This is a genomic window from Chromobacterium subtsugae, from assembly GCF_001676875.1.
Lineage (GTDB): Bacteria > Pseudomonadota > Gammaproteobacteria > Burkholderiales > Chromobacteriaceae > Chromobacterium > Chromobacterium subtsugae.
Genome location: NZ_JYKA01000005.1, coordinates 194,712 through 211,922 on the forward strand (window position 1 = coordinate 194,712; position 17,211 = coordinate 211,922).

General features: G+C 57.6%; 17 protein-coding genes. 12 read left to right on the forward strand and 5 right to left on the reverse strand.

Annotated features, from left to right (window positions below; all coding sequences use genetic code 11):
• The first annotated feature begins 15 nt into the window (after positions 1–15).
• A complete protein-coding gene (cysD, locus tag MY55_RS08565) occupies positions 16–942 on the forward strand; it encodes a sulfate adenylyltransferase subunit CysD (RefSeq protein WP_043572157.1) in 927 nt (308 codons plus the stop codon).
• Complete coding sequence (gene cysN / locus MY55_RS08570) at positions 942–2,378, forward strand: sulfate adenylyltransferase subunit CysN (RefSeq protein ID WP_043572160.1); 1,437 nt, start codon at positions 942–944, stop codon at positions 2,376–2,378. The genes cysD and cysN overlap by 1 nt, the downstream gene beginning before the upstream one ends.
• Positions 2,379–2,486: 108 nt before the next feature.
• Here cysN and MY55_RS23390 read toward each other — a convergent pair whose 3' ends face one another.
• Positions 2,487–2,912, reverse strand: coding sequence for a hypothetical protein (locus MY55_RS23390; protein WP_157889279.1), 426 nt, complete (start codon positions 2,910–2,912; stop codon positions 2,487–2,489).
• 113 nt (positions 2,913–3,025) lie between these two features.
• On the opposite strand from MY55_RS23390, the gene MY55_RS08575 reads away from it, so the two are divergent.
• From MY55_RS08575 to MY55_RS08610, 8 genes are all read left to right on the forward strand, one after another.
• On the forward strand, positions 3,026–3,349 hold the full coding sequence (locus MY55_RS08575) for a hypothetical protein (protein ID WP_065202259.1): 324 nt from the start codon (positions 3,026–3,028) through the stop codon (positions 3,347–3,349).
• 334 nt (positions 3,350–3,683) lie between these two features.
• On the forward strand, positions 3,684–3,929 hold the full coding sequence (locus tag MY55_RS08580; protein ID WP_065202260.1) for a major capsid protein: 246 nt from the start codon (positions 3,684–3,686) through the stop codon (positions 3,927–3,929).
• Positions 3,930–3,993: 64 nt separating this feature from the next.
• On the forward strand, positions 3,994–5,328 hold the full coding sequence (locus MY55_RS23395) for a virulence factor TspB C-terminal domain-related protein (protein WP_157889280.1): 1,335 nt from the start codon (positions 3,994–3,996) through the stop codon (positions 5,326–5,328).
• 4 nt (positions 5,329–5,332) lie between these two features.
• The gene (locus MY55_RS08590; protein ID WP_065202262.1) at positions 5,333–5,656 is read left to right on the forward strand and encodes a DUF2523 domain-containing protein; all 324 of its coding nucleotides are present in this window, start codon (positions 5,333–5,335) and stop codon (positions 5,654–5,656) included.
• Positions 5,653–6,810, forward strand: coding sequence for a zonular occludens toxin domain-containing protein (locus MY55_RS08595; protein ID WP_065202263.1), 1,158 nt, complete (start codon positions 5,653–5,655; stop codon positions 6,808–6,810). Before MY55_RS08590 ends, MY55_RS08595 begins: the two co-directional genes overlap by 4 nt.
• Before the next feature lies 1 nt (position 6,811).
• Entirely contained in the window at positions 6,812–6,997 is a 186-nt protein-coding gene (locus tag MY55_RS08600; protein ID WP_065202264.1) for a hypothetical protein, read from the forward strand.
• 222 nt (positions 6,998–7,219) lie between these two features.
• On the forward strand, positions 7,220–8,005 hold the full coding sequence (locus MY55_RS24600; RefSeq protein ID WP_081284653.1) for a DNA cytosine methyltransferase: 786 nt from the start codon (positions 7,220–7,222) through the stop codon (positions 8,003–8,005).
• A gap of 593 nt (positions 8,006–8,598) precedes the next feature.
• The gene (locus MY55_RS08610) at positions 8,599–9,903 is read left to right on the forward strand and encodes a replication initiation factor domain-containing protein (RefSeq protein WP_065202266.1); all 1,305 of its coding nucleotides are present in this window, start codon (positions 8,599–8,601) and stop codon (positions 9,901–9,903) included.
• 750 nt (positions 9,904–10,653) lie between these two features.
• Here MY55_RS08610 and MY55_RS23400 read toward each other — a convergent pair.
• Positions 10,654–11,040 carry a hypothetical protein gene (locus MY55_RS23400; protein ID WP_155419439.1) on the reverse strand — a complete coding sequence of 129 codons (387 nt, stop codon included), beginning with the start codon at positions 11,038–11,040 and terminating at the stop codon, positions 10,654–10,656.
• Positions 11,041–11,595: 555 nt separating this feature from the next.
• Here MY55_RS23400 and MY55_RS08615 point away from each other — a divergent pair.
• Complete coding sequence (locus MY55_RS08615) at positions 11,596–12,165, forward strand: hypothetical protein (RefSeq protein WP_152681552.1); 570 nt, start codon at positions 11,596–11,598, stop codon at positions 12,163–12,165.
• Positions 12,166–12,222: 57 nt separating this feature from the next.
• On the opposite strand, the gene MY55_RS08620 is transcribed toward MY55_RS08615, so the two are convergent.
• The 3 genes from MY55_RS08620 to MY55_RS08630 are packed head-to-tail and all read right to left on the reverse strand — an operon-like array spanning position 12,223 to position 16,232.
• Complete coding sequence (locus MY55_RS08620; RefSeq protein ID WP_081284655.1) at positions 12,223–14,070, reverse strand: PHA/PHB synthase family protein; 1,848 nt, start codon at positions 14,068–14,070, stop codon at positions 12,223–12,225.
• A 38-nt stretch (positions 14,071–14,108) separates the two neighbouring features.
• Complete coding sequence (locus MY55_RS08625; RefSeq protein WP_043572165.1) at positions 14,109–15,284, reverse strand: DesA family fatty acid desaturase; 1,176 nt, start codon at positions 15,282–15,284, stop codon at positions 14,109–14,111.
• Positions 15,285–15,323: 39 nt separating this feature from the next.
• Positions 15,324–16,232, reverse strand: coding sequence for a slipin family protein (locus MY55_RS08630; protein ID WP_080509418.1), 909 nt, complete (start codon positions 16,230–16,232; stop codon positions 15,324–15,326).
• A 252-nt stretch (positions 16,233–16,484) separates the two neighbouring features.
• Here MY55_RS08630 and MY55_RS08635 point away from each other — a divergent pair, with 252 nt between their 5' ends.
• Positions 16,485–17,207: a Crp/Fnr family transcriptional regulator gene (locus MY55_RS08635; protein ID WP_043572167.1), complete on the forward strand. Its 723-nt coding sequence runs from the start codon at positions 16,485–16,487 to the stop codon at positions 17,205–17,207.
• The last annotated feature ends 4 nt before the right edge of the window (positions 17,208–17,211 follow it).

Genomic DNA, 17,211 nt, shown 5'->3' on the forward strand with positions numbered 1-17,211 from the left:
GAACAGGCTGCAAGCATGGATATCGATCAAGCAAGGCTGACTCACCTGCAACAACTGGAAGCCGAGTCCATCCACATCATCCGCGAGGTGGCGGCGGAATTCGAAAACCCGGTGATGCTTTACTCCATCGGCAAGGATTCGGCGGTGATGCTGCATCTAGCCAAGAAAGCTTTCTATCCGGGCAAGCCGCCGTTCCCGCTGATGCACGTGGACACCACCTGGAAATTCCGCGACATGATCGCGCTGCGCGACAAGCAGGCCAAGGAAAACGGCTGGGATCTGATCATCCATGTCAATCAGGACGGCGTGGACGCAGGCATCAATCCCTTCACCGCCGGTAGCGCCAAGCACACCGACGTGATGAAGACCGAAGGCCTGAAGCAGGCGCTGAACAAGCACAAGTTCGACGCGGCCTTCGGCGGCGCGCGCCGCGACGAGGAAAAAAGCCGCGCCAAGGAGCGCGTTTACTCTTTTCGCGACAAGAACCACCGCTGGGACCCGAAAAACCAGCGGCCTGAATTGTGGAACATCTACAACGGCAAGATAGATAAGGGCGAGAGCATCCGCGTGTTCCCGCTGTCCAACTGGACCGAGCTGGACATCTGGCAATACATCTACCTGGAAAACATCGAGATCGTGCCGCTGTATTTCGCCGCCGAGCGGCCGGTGGTGGAGCGAGACGGCATGCTGATCATGATCGACGATGATCGCATTCTCGAATATCTGACGCCGGAAGAAAAAGCTCGCATCGAAACCCGCAAGGTGCGCTTCCGCACCCTGGGTTGCTACCCGCTGACCGGGGCGGTGGAGTCCGCCGCCGCCTCCTTGCCCGAAGTGATACAGGAAATGCTGCTGACGCGCACTTCAGAGCGGCAGGGCCGGCTGATCGACCATGACAGCGCCGGCTCGATGGAAAAGAAGAAAATGGAAGGGTATTTCTGATGTCGCATCAATCCGAACTGATTTCCGGGGACATCCTGGAATACCTGCGCCAGCATGAAAACAAGGACATGCTGCGCTTCATCACCTGTGGCAGCGTGGATGATGGCAAGTCCACGCTGATAGGGCGCTTGCTGCACGATTCCAAGCTGATCTTCGAAGACCAGTTGGCAGCGATAGAGCGCGATTCCAAAAAATACAACACCACCGATCAGAACATCGATCTAGCGCTGCTGGTCGACGGCCTGCAGGCGGAGCGCGAGCAGGGCATCACCATCGATGTCGCCTACCGCTATTTCAGCACCGACAAGCGCAAATTCATCATCGCCGATTGCCCGGGCCACGAGCAGTACACCCGCAATATGGCCACCGGCGCATCCACCAGCAACCTGGCCATCATTCTGATCGACGCGCGGCGCGGCGTGCAGACGCAGACCCGCCGCCACAGTTACATCGTCAGCTTGCTGGGCATCCGCCACGTCATCGTCGCGGTCAACAAGATGGACCTGGTGGATTACGACGAAAGCGTGTTCAACCGCATCCGCGACGACTACCTGACTTTTGCCGAACACCTGGACATTCCCGACATCCATTTCGTGCCGCTGTCCGCGCTGCGCGGCGACAATGTGGTCAGCCGCAGCGAGGCCGCTCCCTGGTACCAGGGGCCGACCCTGATGCACCTGTTGGAAACCATCCAGGTCAGCCATGATGTGGCGCTGGATGCGTTCCGGCTGCCGGTGCAGTATGTCAACCGGCCCAATCTGGACTTCCGCGGCTTCTGCGGCACGGTGGCGTCTGGCAGCATCCACCCCGGCGACCGCGTCGTGGCGCTGCCTTCCGGCAAGCAAAGCCGGGTGAAGGAAATCGTCACTTACGGCGGCCAATTGCCGAGAGCCTCGTCGGGCCAGGCGATCACGCTGACCCTGGAGGATGAGATCGATATCTCGCGCGGCGACATGCTGGTAAGGGCCGACGAGGCGGCGCCTCATGTATCGCAGAGTTTCGACGCGCATCTGGTAGCCATGGGCGAAACACCGCTACGGCCGGGCAAGGAGTATGGTTTCAAACTGGCCGGCAAATACGTGACTGGCCGCATTGAGTCGATCCTGCACCGCACCGATGTCAATACGCTGCAAAACGGCCCGGCCGAGGCGCTGGCGCTGAACGAGATAGGTCTGTGCCGCATTTCCCTCAATAGCCTCGCGGTTTTCGACTCCTACCGCAGTTGCCGCGGCAGCGGCAGCCTGATTCTGATCGATCGGCTGAGCAATGGCACCGTGGCCGCCGGGATGATAGGCCAGACAGTGGAAAGCGCTGTCGACAGCCAGTCGCCCTGGCAACGGTTCGAGCAGGAACTGAGCCAGTTGCTGCGCAAGCATTATCCAGACATGACCTTGGCTCAGTTGGCGCAGCGCTTGGCAGAGCGCGCCGGAGACTGACTCCCGATACGCCCAAAACAGCCCCGGCATGCCGGGGCTGTTTGCTTCCCTGAGAATGCCTGGGAGCGGAAGTGCCGTATATGCTGCGAGATGGGGGCGGGCACGGCTTTAATCGGCGCGGGCGCGTTGAGGCGGCAAGCATCTATAAGTTCGCATAATCTGTGATTTTGTCATATCCGAATGGTATAAATTAGACGCCATAGACTTTTCGGATATTGTTGCGCCTGCGCCTATCGTAATCGCTAGGAACAAAGCGGCAACGCGCTGCGAATACCGAAAAAAAACGCTCTTCAGGTACTCCCGCTGTGCTTCGTCCTTGGTTTGTTCGTATGCTAAACAAGTACATACCTCGCGATGGTCCTGTCCTAGTAGGTCTGCGATTATGTATCCTGTTGCTGGTGGGGGATTTCGTTTTCCTTCGAGCATATATCCTATTTTTGTAGGGTCGATAAGCAGTAGTTTTGCTACTGCATAATCGCTCTCAACTCCTTGTTTTTTCTTGATTTCCTGTACGTATTCAAAGAACGTTTTCATTGTCTACTGTCCTTTTTGGCATATTGTAATCCCCAATAGGGAATAGTCTATCATTCGACTATTCCCCAATAGGGAATATTTTCTGTCTATCCACTAGGTCGAAAGGTTCCCAAATGTCCGAAGTTGCCGCTGCTCCCGCCCCGCAAAAACAGGCTCTTGGTCCGAATCAGTGCGTAGTCCTGGGCCGCATCAAAGAGCGCCGTTCTCATAACGGCTACATCTTCACCACCATCATCCAGCCTGCTGCAGACGAATACAGCATGCCCGGCATCGTGGAAGTCCGTTCCAAGAAGTCGCTCGGTCAGGTAGGCGATGATGTTCGCCATCTGTGCCAGTGCTCTGGCTACACGAACAAGCCGTTCGAGAGCCGCGACAAGGAAACGGGTGAAGTGGTTATCCGCCGTACCGTCTCCAACGTTTTCATTGCTATCGAATGATAGCAGCGATCACAGCCAGTTATTGGCACTGCACGGCGTAGGGGCTCCGCCCCCGCGTGCAGTGCAATAACTGGCGTGTTTGAGGTCTCGCCATGGCTCAGTGTGTATTTGTTTCTGCTGATGGCTCGTTGGCTTTCACGGCTGACAGTTCCCAGTCGTGTCAGGGTTATCTCTTGCTCACGCCTCAAGAGGTGGCCAGTTTGCAGTCGCCGTTTCGCCCGCTTTCCATTGCAGAGGGCAGCGCTATTTCGGTTGCCATCATTGGTTTGTGGGGTGCGGCATGGTTATGGCGTGTGATAGGTAATTCCATTTCTTCACCATCTGGAGAGTCATCATGAAATTCCGTTCCGTTGCCAAGAAGTTCGCCCCCCGCATCAATGTGAAGCACGCCGTTTTCGCGCTGGCCGCTGCTCCGCTGGCCGCCTTCGCTGACGGCACTGGCGCGCCGGACGTGTCCACGGTCGTGGCCGCCATCGTCGCCGGTGGTGTAGCCATCGCGCTGATCGGCAATGCCAAGTCGGGCGTCCAGGCTGTGATGGCGCTGTGGGGCATGATCAAGGGTGCTATCGGCCGCGGCTAACGCCTGGGCATCTACCTGCTGATTAGAGGGGCGTCCGCGCCCCTCGTTTTTTTAGGGGAGTGCAATGTGGCGGGCTACTTCATTATTTTGGCTTTGTGCGGTGCTTCTTGGATTTTGTTCCGGTAGTGCGCGCGCCGATTCCACCTATCCTGCCCATGTCACCTATACGTGGTATGGCCAGACGTTCGGCTCTATGGATGCCGTCGCTGCTGCCTGCGCCAATACGCTGTTAAATGGTCAGGGCGGTGTGTGGTCCGGCTACAGCTGCATTTTTGGCGGTGTCAGTTTGTTTCCGTCCACGTCCTACAGCTGCGATTCTGACGACAGCCTGGACGCGAACGGGCAGTGCCACAAAGCTGGCCCGCCGCCTCCGCCGCAATGTCCCTCCCCGGATGTCATGGCCATCACCTGCATGGCGATTAAAGGGACGCACCAGAAGTCCGGCATGATCACGCCTACCAGCGGGCCGGGCTGCGATACGGGCGGCGGCAGTCCCGATATGCAGCGCTGTGGCGCCGGCTGCTCCATGACGACGCAAACGGTCGTCACGCCTACCGCCTCCTATATGGACCACGTCTATAACGGTGCCGCGTGTACGCCGGGCGGTGGCGTCTCGAATCCGGGCGGGTTCGTCCCCACGCCGCCGACGAATCAGGTCTGCGGCAATAATCAGGTTTACGGGGAAATAAACGGCACGCCCACGTGTGTGGACAACGCTCAAAAACCGGGCACTCAGCCCCCTGAGACTACGTCTCCCGACTCATGCCCTCAGGGTTCGGTCGCGCTCATCAGCCCGACGACTGGCAAGCCCATTGCCTGCATTGACCCGCATGACTCGTCTACGCCATGCCCCAGCGGTCAATACTCCGTCTCTCAGGGAGGTAGCACGATCTGCATGGGCTCGCCGTCCAATCCCACGCCATCCAGCCCGGCCGGCACGGGCTCGTCGTCTGGCCATTCTGGCAGTTCGTCCGGCTCCAGTGGTTCCAGCGGCTCGTCTGGCTCCTCCGGCTCTACGGGCTCCAATGGTGGCAAACCCGGCGATGGCTCCAAACCGCCTGATAGCTCCGCTCCGCAGCCTGAGACCTGCGACGACAAATTCCCGGATGGTCTGAAGTGGATTTGCGGGCTCGGCGCGGGCCTCTCCGGCCCGGACGGCTCCGACAAATTGACGACGCAATCGGGCGGGGATGTTTCCGGGATGCTGGACACGTCCGACATGTTTGGCGGTGGCAGCTGCCCGGCGGTCAATCATTTGGTCGTTCCGGTTGGGGATTCTAATTTCACATGGGATATCGATTACGGCCCGTTCTGCCATTTCGTTTTGATGATGAAGCCGGGGATTATCGCCATCGCCATGCTATCGGCCTTATTCATCATATTTAAGCGAGGAGGGTAATCTCATGCCGGTTTGGCTCGTTCCCTTATTGTGGGGCGTCGTGAATGCGTTGCTGTATTCAGTGATCGCCCGCATCATTACCGCGCTAGGTATTGGTGCCATCTCGTTTCTCGGCGCTAATGCCATTCTCTCCAAAGTGAAGAGCGCTATTCAGTCCGTTGCCACGGGCCTTCCAGCTGACGCATTGAATATATTGGGCATGTCCGGGCTCGGCATCGCGTTCTCAATCATTCTGAGCGCATTCGCCATCCGCATGACGTTGGATGGTGTGGACAGTGCCGGCAATTTTGTTACAACGAAATTCAGCGGATTTGGAGGTTCCAAATGATTTACTTGGTCACGGCGGTTCCCGGCTCCGGCAAATCGTTGTATACGCTGGATTGGCTGCGCAAGAAATCCGACAACGAGTCTCGACAGGTCTACTACAACAATATTCCGCTCAGCAAAACGGGATTGGATTTGTTGCAGTGGATAGAATTTCCTGACCCGACTAAATGGATGCATCTCCCGCCCGGCGCTATTTTCGTGATGGATGAATGCCAGTTCTCGTTCCCGGTTCGCAAATCCGGCAAAGACACACCGGAGCACATCGAGAAGTTTTCAACGCACCGGCATTTGGGCATCGACATCGTTCTTATTACTCAGCATCCCGGTCTGCTGGATTCATTCATCCGCCGCTTGGTGGGTACGCATATTCATTTGGTTCGGCAATTCGGCGCGGAACGCTCCACGGTTTTGACGTGGCAAGAGGGATGTCAAGAGAATCCGAACTCCAAGAGCGCGCAAAAGGCCTGCCTTGATCGCAGGACGTTTGTTTTTCCGAAAGAGGTATATTCGTGGTACAAGTCCGCAGAGGCGCATACGCATAAATTCCAAATGCCTCTGCGCCTGAAGCAAATGATTATGTGGTTGATTGCGGTGGTTTTCCTGATTGCCGCGTCTGTCTGGTATCTCTATCACAACATGATTGCCAAGCCTCGCGAAGAGGCTGAGCGCCTCCAGAATAAAACCAATGCTTCACAGCCAGTCTCTCAAACGCCTTCGCCTCAACAGTCACAAAATGCAGGGCAGGGCGGCAACTCGAATCAGCGCATTATCAAAACGGCTCAAACGTTTCTACAGGATCGTCAGCCTCGCGTGGACGGCATTCCTGAATCCGCTCCCGCTTACGACGAATTGACCACGCCTAAAACTTTCCCAAAGGTCACGGCGTGCGTTGCCAGTAATTCGAAATGCTCTTGCTACAACCAGCAGGGCGGTTTGATTCAGATGGATGATTACCGCTGTCGCTATTATGTCGACAAAGGCTGGTTTGACCCGTATATGGACAAAGGGGAAATGCAGGACAGACAGATTATGGCCTCTCGGCAAAACGCCTCTGCTCCTGCTGCCATTGCTCGCCAAAAGCCAGCCCGTCCCGAAGTGCTGGCTATGTCCAGTTCGAACATTTTCCCTCGCATTGATCAACGAAAAGGAAATTGACATGAACAATCAGCCGACGATTACCTTAAGTCAGGCCATTGGCCATTTGAAGGCGAGTGGTTTTCAGGCCAACGGTATGCAGGTTCTCGCCTATATCGCCTCATTCAACGCCGCCATGGAGTTTTACCGCCAGCAGGTAGGGGAGAGGCAGAGCATGGACGTTGCCACTCAGGATGCTTCGCAATGATTCCCGCATCGTCGATTGCTCAGTTGCTTGTTGCCGTGGCGGTTTGCTCGGCGATTATCTCGGTGCTCATGTTTGTTTTGCTTCAGCATTTGAGGCCGTTTTTTCGGCGTCTGCTGCGACGGATTTTTCGTTGACTGTGACTGGCCGGCCGTGACTCGTCCTGGACAAGTCACGCCAGGTGAGTCACACTTCTTTTGTGACTCACCTGGTGGAGCCTGCTTCATGTCGTCACAGTTGATTCTGAGCTTGTTTCCGGGCATTGACCTGTTTGGCCGCGGTTTTGAGGCTGAGGGTTTCTGCGTTGTTCGAGGGCCTGACGTTATCTACGGTGGTGATATCCGTAGTTTTCATCCTGTGTCTGGCCGTTTCGATGGCGTCATTGGCGGTCCGCCATGTCCAGATTTCAGCCGCGCTCAGCGAGGCGAGCCGACAGGCTACGGCCTGGAGATGCTGGAGGAGTTCCGCCGCTGTGTTGTGGCCGCCTCGCCGCTCTGGTGGCTTATGGAAAACGTCTCCGGCGTTCCAGACATGCGCATCGACGGTTACAGCCACCAGCGCATTGACATCAACGCTTCCGAGTGCGGTTTGCAGCAGAATCGCCTCCGGCATTTCCAGTTTGGCCATCGTGCTGGTTTGATTCTGACCGTCCAGCGCCAGCAGGCGCGTGCTGATGTCGAGCCGTGCTGCACTGCCAGCGAGGGTTCGCAGTTGGGGCGGCGTGATTGGCTCCGCTTTTGCCAGTTGCAGGGGCTGCATGATGGTATTGACCTGCCTTCCTTCACGCTCTCCGCTCGCTATCGCGCTGTTGGCAATGGCGTTCCGGTGGATATGGCTCGGATGCTGGCGCGCGGCGTGTTGTCGCTCCGCTCTCCGGATGATGTCCGGGTCTGCGAGTGTGGCTGTGGTCGCGAGGTTGAGGGTAGGGCGCGTCTGGCCACGATGGCGTGCCGCCAGCGCGTCAGCCGTCGTCGTCGTGTGACAGATCCTGGATCGTTGGCGATCGTCTAGTCACTGTGACTGTGCCGGCATGACTCGTACCAGGTCCGTCACCGTGACTGACCTGGTGCGGCTCCTCCCCGGGCGGTCACAGTGACTGAGCTGCGGTGACTCGGCGCCGGCCAGTCACTCCAGCTCGGTCACAGTAGAACCTCAGCCGCTGCCTTTCCTGCAGACCTTCAAAAACCTCTCGGCGTATGCCAAGCCTCACCAGCCCCCCCGAAGGGCCGCTAGGGACCCGCCCCGGACGTTGTTTGTCCGGGGAAGGGGTAGCGGGGCTAGGCCGCGCTTTTGCGGCCGTAGCAGGGCGCAGCGGTGGGCAGCGTATCGCGCAGCGTCACTAGCTGACCCCCGTCCTGTAACACGGGGGTCAACCCCCCTCCAAGGCTCCGAGACGGGCGCGTCTCGGCCCTGAATTTCCCTGCCTTTTGTTGCGGGTGTGTTTCGTCCGCCTTGAATTCATTCCCTTTTAGGGATTAATATGCAAAGTGTTTTAGGCCTGCCCAACGTTGGAAGCGTTGCGCACGGCTGAAAAAGCGAAAGCCCGGCATGTTGGAAGCATGGCCGGGCGTTCTTGAACTCAACCGTCGAGACCGGTTAAGCCCATGCCTGAATTATACCAGCCATTCAAGGCGCTTCAAGCGTCTTGTGCGTCCATCGCTCAGTCTGAGCGCCTCGATGTTGACCACTGGCACGCCGCCGCCATTCGCTGCCAGTCTCTCGATTCTGGCGGCCAGCCGCTGCCCCTCAAATTGGACTATTTGACCCTGATTGCCGACTCCCTGGACAGCGACAGCGTTCAAGAGCAGCTGACCCTTCATCGACTTCACCTGACGCCACGCAAGGCCAAATTCGGCTATCAACGCGGCGTCTCGGTGCACCTACAGGAATTTTGCCTTGATGATCCGGTGTTCGAGGTGTTCTGGGGCGGCGACAGCCAGCGCGGCACGATGATGTTTGATCGCTCCGGGCCACTGTCGGCGCTTGCTGCCGGCATCCTGTGCCGCATCTTCGGTGCTGAGCAGTTTCGCCTTTCGCGTGCTGATGTGGCGCTTGATCTGCAATACCCGGACTGTTATCGCGAGGTGAAGTCGTTTCTCGATCAGCAGTTCTCGGATTGGCATATAGGCGGTCGCGGCGGCCAGAAGCCGGCGTATCGAGAGATTTCCGATTGTGGGACGGGAAAGGGCTGCACTACGTATCTGGGCTCCGGCGATGTCCACATGCTGCGCGCCTACGAGAAAGGCAAGCAGCTTCAGCGCCTGGACGCGCTTGACTGGGTGCGCGTGGAAGTACAGCTGAGGCCAGGCAAGCGCCCGGCGCAGTTTCTGGCTTGGAGCGCCGTCGCTGCCGGCCGGTTTTTCCAGATTTGGCAGATGACGCCGTATGTTCGGTTCTCGGATTACTTCTTGTGCCAGCAGGCCGGCCGCATCATGGCTGAGCAGCCGTCGCGCGACTCGGCATTGGAGGCGAAGGCTAAGCACTTGGTCACGCAATACTACGGCGTGATGCAGCAGCTAGTTGGCCTTCACGCGCATGGCGACTGGTCTGAGCTTGGTAATATCATTCAGCGTGTGAAGGGTGCGCTTGATGCTGGCAGCGGCTCTACGTGGCATGTGGAACAAGCGCTTTTGGATCAGTCTACGGGTCAGACGCTTGTAGAATTTTCTGATTCTGATGGTTCGCATAATCTATATTATGTCAAATTGACGATACGGATAAAAACGACGAAAACTGCACCCGCAACAACAAAGAGCCCCGCCCGCCGGGGCTCAATAATTTGCGGAGCCCATGCAATGAAACGACGAGTGTTCAGCCCTAGGACGAATTTTGCATGGACCAATGGAACTGGCAGTGTTGTGATGTTCACCAGCGACGATAAGGCAACTGCACGAAGAATACGAGCGTGACCGGGAACGCATGGGACCGTGGCGAGGCTTCGTTGGCCAGCCCGCCATCATTAGCCCTGCCCGCACCGACCATCCAGCGGGTGCCAGTCATCAGCTACCAACCAACAAGACTCACCCCATCATGCGCGGAAATACGTCACCAGCGCGACTACTACAGGTCAACCATGGAGCTGAATAGCACCATCAAAGAAAAAGATGTTAAGAAGTGTTCAAGTGGAGCAAGCGAGGAAATGGATAAACGAGAGTGCAGAATATAAAGCGATAAAATAATTCATTAACGGACAGGCCTATCTGGAATTGAAACTAAAAAATAACGTCTATATCATCCAGTCCAGCCGCATCAATGGTGGTGTATGGCTAATTAAAAGGATTTAACAATGACTCTTCCCGCAGGTACAAAGGCAAGAACTGGTGAAAAATGCCCTCAAGGTGGCGTATGGCATCCGGTTGGAAACACGAAAGAAACTCGATCAATCGGTATCGGAAATGTAATGCCACCGACCCCAAATAAAGAAACCCATTGGGTGCTCAAGACCCCGACTGGTGATAAAAAATAACGTAATACCATACGCAAAGATAAGCCGCCTTCAGGCGGCTTTTTGCTTCATCAATAGAATAGGTCTGCGCCCTGCTATGGCCGCAAAAACGCGGCCTAGTCCCGCTACCCCTTCCCCGGACACAAACCGTCCGGGGCGGGTCCCTAGCGGCCCTGTCGGGGGGCTGGAAGGTCTATAGAAACCTGCCAGAGGTTCACCGAGATAGACGTCGACTATTAGATGCAGCAATATGCCAGCCCGTAATAGATGGCAACCATTCTTCATATCTGCTTGCGATAGAAAGCGCATCATCCGGGCTTAAAGAAGTTAGGCTGCGGCCACAGAGCGTGGAATTTAAAACGCGCTTAAAGTCATCGCAGATAAAATAGGCAAAACCACCACCACAACGTTCCGAGCAAAAAAGACCATTACATTCCAAAACTGATGAAATAAACCAAGAAGGCAGGCCAAAGGCGGAAATGTTATTACATATTGAAGCTGTAAATTTCTCTTCGGAAATCAACCCAATCAAGAGGTCTTTTGCCTCAATTATGACACAAGCAATTTCATATTGATCTGGAACAGATATGGAAATGGTCATGTAAGAGCCTCGTCTTGGGGTAAGTGTATTGTAATGGTAGTCAATAGAATTTTCCATAATCCACAAGCAAACGCTACCCTTGATAGAAAATCCGTCGCAGCAGCCGCCGAAAATACGGCCTCAAGTCATCCAGCAAAACGAACATGAGCACAGCGATAATCGCCGATCAAACAAACACGGCAACCAGTAACTGAGCGACAGCCGATGCCGGAATCATTGCGAAACCTCCGGCGTAGCAATATCCATGCTCTGCCTCTCCCCTACCTGCTGGCGGTAAAACTCCATGGCGGCGTTAAATGAGGCGATAAATGCGGGTCAAGCCAACTCTTGCCAACATAATGGAAACCGAGTTGGGAGGTCATCCGCATAAAATTTTTCGCAAAATTACACCGTCAGCATGAATTGCATATTTGCGCCTCTATCATACAGCCTTGCCATTTCACCAAGTTTCCATCTTGAATGATGCTGATGTGAAAAGTACAATCCGCGGCTTTTGCGTTTTTTCTCAGGTTTGCATGCAACTGACGGACAACGCGTTTTTTCAGGCGGCAAGACTTGTATTTTCACTTCACCGACAGACACGCAAATCGTCTGCCAAAACGCTTTGCCCTCGCTATTGCCTTTTTGCTGATATCCGCCGACGCCGCAGCACAGGAAACCAGCAACAGCATCAATCCATTCGGCAACACGCAGATGGAAAATCGGATAAAAGATTTTCCCAAGCTGAAGGTTACCGCCGATATCGCCTCGATCAGCGATATCCACCAAGCCTGCGGCATGACGCGCTGGATATGGGTCATTGGCGCTTTCATGCAAGGCTGCACCAGCTTCGACCAGGACATGCAATGGGCGCATATCCGCATTGCGAAATTCGCCGCCACCCGCGACCTGCGCCATGAAGTCGCGCATACCTGCGGCGAGTATCACGGCGACGCGATGCCGCGCTATGTGGAAAACTGGAAACATCGGGTGAACTGGCAACCCCGCACCGACAATCGCTGCTCGCCGCAATACGAAGCGGAAACCTACCAGCATCTTTATCAGGCGCTGAAGCAGGCAGGCTGGCAGCCCTGCGACGAAGAGCACGAACGACTGGCCCAGGACCGCACCCGCCGCGGCGGCTGAACTCGCCGCCCCCTGCCCTGCCCGACATGCAAAACTAGGCTGCCGACGCCGGGCTTTTTAACGCTCCAGCACATAGCGTCCCGGCGCCGGTTCTAGCGGTGGATATTGCGCGCAACCCAGCGCGGGCACCGCCGACAGCGTGCCCGACTGTTTGCCTAACCATTCCTCCCACGCCTCCCACCATGACCCATTTTGCGGAGCGGTTGTTTGCAGCCACGTGTCCGGGTCGATATAGCGGTCTTCGCTGCGGCAGGCCGACAAGCGAAAATACCTGCCGGGATGGCCCGGCTCGCTCACAATGCCTGCATTGTGTCCGCCGCTGGCGAGGAGAAACTGGCTGTCGGTATCCAATGCCAACTTGATCTTGTGAACGGAACGCCAGGGCGCGACGTGGTCTTTTTCCGTGGCCACCACGAACACCGGCGCCCGGATGTCGTGCAGCACCACCGGCCGGCCATCTACCTGATAGCGCCCTTCAAACAAATCATTGTCGAGAAACAGTCGCCGCAGGTATTCGCTGTGCATGCGGCACGGCATGCGCGTGCTGTCGGCATTCCAGGCCATCAGGTCCGTCAGCGGCTCGCGCTTGCCCAGCAGATACTCCTGCACCATCTGCGACCAAATCAGATCATTGGAGCGCAGCAACTGAAAGGCGCTGGCCATTTGCTTGGCGTCCAGGTAGCCATGGTCCCACATGATGTCTTCCAGAAAGGCGATCTGGCTTTCGTCGATGAACAACGTCAATTCGCCGGCCTCGGTGAAGTCGACTTGCGCCGCCAGCAGCGTGATCGATTGGATGACGGAATGGTTCTCGCGCGCCAGGTAAGCTGCGGTGATGGCCAGCAAGGTGCCGCCAAGGCAGTAGCCGATGGCGTTGACCCGGCAATCAGGCAGGATTCGGCCGATGACGTCCAGCGCATCCAATATGCCGAGGCGCAGGTAGTCGTCCATCCCCAGATTGCGGTCTTCCGCTCCGGGATTGCGCCAGGAGATCATGAATACGGTGTAGCCTTTCCCTACCAGATAACGCACCAGGGAATTGCGCGGCGATAGGTCCAGGATGTAGTACTTCATGATCCAGGCGGGGATGAACAGCACGGGCTGCGTCCTCACCCGCGGCGTGCAGGGCGAGTACTGGATCAATTCCATCAGGTGGTTGCGGAAGACAACCTTGCCGGGCGTGGCAGCCACCGTTTCGCCGGGAATGAACTGCTCCGCGCCGCATGGCGGCAGCCCTGCCCTGCGGCGCTCCCAATCCTCCTGGAGGTTGCGCCAGCCGCGCAGCAGATTTTGTCCCCCCTCGAGAAAAGTGGCCTCTTGCACCAGAGGATTGGTGGCCAGAAAATTCACCGGGGAAATCATGTCCAGCAACTGGCGCGCCACGAAGGACACCACCTGCTCATGATGGGGGGATACGCCGCGGATGCTGGTGGTGGCGTTGAGCCACCATTGCTGCTGCAGCAAAAAGGCTTGCGAATACAAGTTGAACGGCCAGCGCTGCCAGGCCTCGTCGCTGAAGCGCTTGTCCTGCTCATGAGGCGCGATGCAGGGCGCGCAAGCCGAGTCGAGGCAAGCGCGCGGCAGATAATGCGTAAGCTTGGCCCACTTGCCAGTGCCGTTCTCCGCCAGGTGCGCCCATTTTCCAGGCGATATGGCGAAGTGTGTCGCCCAATCGTAAAAAGCCAGCGCGAGGCTGGCTGGGGAAATGCCCAGCGTGGCGCGCGACATCTGGGCATGCAGCATCTGATCGAAAGTGTTGGACCATGCGGAATCCACCGCATCGGCGGTCTGGCCATATCCTGGGCCGGCAAGGCTTATCCACGGCGCCAGCCAGTGTTCCGCGGCAAGCGCATGCCATGCTTTTGGCGCTTCGTGCGAATCGTGGAGAAGGCGGCTGTCGTTCATACTGTCTCCTTGGCATCCTGCGGCCGGTGGGACGCTGCCTAGAAATCATATTTTCGCAATTGCCGCGAAAACTCCGACAATCCATCAATCCCGCTGTTTTCCGCGCGCTTGCACCAGTCTTCCAATTGACCGGACAACTGCTCTGTCGAATTGGCGGATCGCTCCCACAATGATGCCAGCTCGGCTCTCATGGTATAGATGGTATTCAGCGCCATGCTGAGCGGCAGTGTCCGCTCCAAAAGTTCGCAATCCGGCAGCGGCTCGCGCGCGGCGTGGCGCAGCCATCGGCGGATGGCCTCGACGCCTGCGGCAGGTTGCAGCGCCTCCAGGCGAAAGCGAAGCCGGCGCAATTCCGCCGCCGCTACCCGCCGCAAGGCGTGGTCGAATCGGGACAATACCAGATAACGATGGGCGATCACCGCGCTCAACGTTCCTTCGTCGCAATGGAGTTTGCGCGGATTCAGGCGCAGAGGCGCCAGCGGCTGGCGCACCATGGCCAAGCCCAGGCAGGCGAGCAAGCGGATGTACAGCCAGCCGACATCAAATTCCCACCAGCGGATGGACAACTTGGCGGACGTGGCATAGGCGTGATGATTGTTATGCAGCTCTTCGCCCCCTATCAGCAGCCCCAATGGCAAGATGTTGCGAGAGGAATCGTTGGTGGCAAATGAGCGATAGCCCCAATAGTGGCCGACTCCGTTGATGACGCCGGCCGCGAAAATGGGAATCCACAGCATCTGCGCCGCCCAAACGCTGAGACCGACGGGGCCGAACAACAGCAGGTCGATCACCAGCATCAGGCTGACGCCTAAGCGGGAATGGCGGGCGTACAGCCGGCGCTCCAGCCAGTCATCCGGGGTGCCGCCACCATACTGATCCAGCATCGCCTGGTCGCCGGCCGCGCGGCGGTACAGCTCGCTGCCCTCCAGCAGCACCCTCCAGATGCCGAGACATTGCGGACTGTGAGGGTCGTCGAGGGTATCGGTGGCGGCATGGTGCTTGCGATGAATGGCGACCCACTCCCGGGTGATCATGCCTGTGGTCAGCCATAGCCAGAAACGGAAAAAATGGCTGGCCAGCGGATGCAGCCGCAAGGACTGGTGCGCCTGGTGGCGGTGCAGAAAGATAGTGACCGAAGCGATGGTGGCATGGGTGAGCCCCAACATCGCCAGGCCGGCTCCCCACCAATGCAGATCAAGTAAATTCAGTTGCATGGCGCCTCCTTCGGCAAGCGGCGCTAAACCGCTTGTCTCTTAACGGGTGCCGCCTGTTTTGGCCAAATCGATCTTCAGCGGACTGGCGTGATTGGCCACGGCGGCTGCCGCGGCATGGCGGGGCGAAGCCTTTTTGCCGATGGCGGCCAGCGGATTCAGGCTATCCACCATGGCGCTGGGTATCAGAATCGTGGTGCCGCGCTCCTTGGTGGTTTCATAGATAATGTTCATCGCCCGCAATTGCAGCGCGGCGGGATGTTCCGCGTAGATATTCGCCGCCTCGACAAACTTGCCGGCGATTTCAGCCTCGGCGGAGCCCAGGATGATCCGGGCCTGTTTTTCCCGCTCGGCCTGCGCCTGGCGCGACATGGCGTCCTGCAGCGCCACCGGGATGGCGACGTCACGGATTTCCACCGAGCGCACGGTGATGCCCCACTCCGCCGTTTTGTCGGCGATCTTGGCGCAAAGCGCTTGGACCGTGCCTTGCCGGTCGCTGAGCAGCACGGCCAGCATCGAGCTGCCTATCATTTCACGCAAGGAAGTCTGTGCGATTCTATCAATCGCCTGCGTGTAATCGGTGATGGCCAGCGCCGCCTTCTGCGCATCATGCACATGCCAGAAGATGATCGCATCCACATTCACCGGCACCGTGTCGCGGGTCAGCGCCTGCTCGGCATTGAAGGCGGTGGTCTGGATTCTTTCGTCTATGGTGGCCACCACGCGGTCCACGACCGGGATGATCAGAAACAGCCCGGGTCCGTTGACGCCGCGCAGCTTGCCGGCGCGCAGCACGACGCATTTCTGCCAGGTGTTGGCCATGCGCAAGGCTTGCGCCACGATCGCGGCGCATACCCAAAGCAAAATGGCCAGCGGCAGATAGCTGGACGCATAAGCCAGCAGGCCAGATAAAAAGAAAACAGCGACAATGAACGAGGTGATGGGATTCATGGCGGGACTCCTTGCCGAGGATTTGAGCGCCGGGCTGGCTATGCTTTAGCATCGGCGCGTTTGCCGCGCGCCATCTGTACGCTGTCATACATAGGGATGAATATTGAGGCCTTGTGTCATTTCAAGCACATCGCTGCTCCTGGGTGCAGAACGCAATGGATAGGGCGATGACGGCCTGCCCCAACCCGCGCGCTTGTGACTCGCTTTCGGCAATGCGGTTTGCTTTCAAATGGCTTGAAGACTGGAGAAGACATGAGCGGCAATGATGATCCCAGGCGCAATGGCGTGCTCGCCGACCTGCCAGAGCTCGAGTGGCAAAGGCTGGCCCCGCAGCTGGAGCCGGTGGAAATGCCATTGGGCAAGGTGCTGTATGAGCCCGGCTGCACGCTAAGCCACATTTACTTCCCGACCACTGCCATTGTCTCGCTGCTCTACGTGATGGAGGATGGCGCCTCTGCGGAAATCGCCGTGGTCGGCCATGAAGGCATTGTCGGCATCGCCTTGTTCATGGGCGGAGAGACGACGCCGAGCCGCGCGGTGGTGCAAAGCGCCGGCACGGGCTACCGGTTGAAGGCCCAGATCTTGAAGGACGAATTCAATCGAGCGGGGGCGATGATGCACCTGCTGCTGCGCTATACCCAGGCGCTGATCACCCAGATGGGGCAAACCGCCGTATGCAATCGCCACCATTCGCTGGATCAGCAGTTATGCCGCTGGCTGTTGCTGAGCCTGGATCGGCTGCCCGGCAATGAGCTGGTCATGACGCAGGAGCTGATCGCCAATATGCTGGGCGTTCGCCGCGAGGGCGTCACCGAGGCCGCGCTCAAGCTGCAGAAAGCCGGCTTGATCCACTATGCGCGCGGCCATATCACCATTGTGGATAGAGACGGACTGGAGCGACGCACCTGCGAATGCTACGACGTCGTGCGAAAAGAGTATCAACGCTTGTTGACCGTGCCGCTGGCGCGGCGTTGAGTGC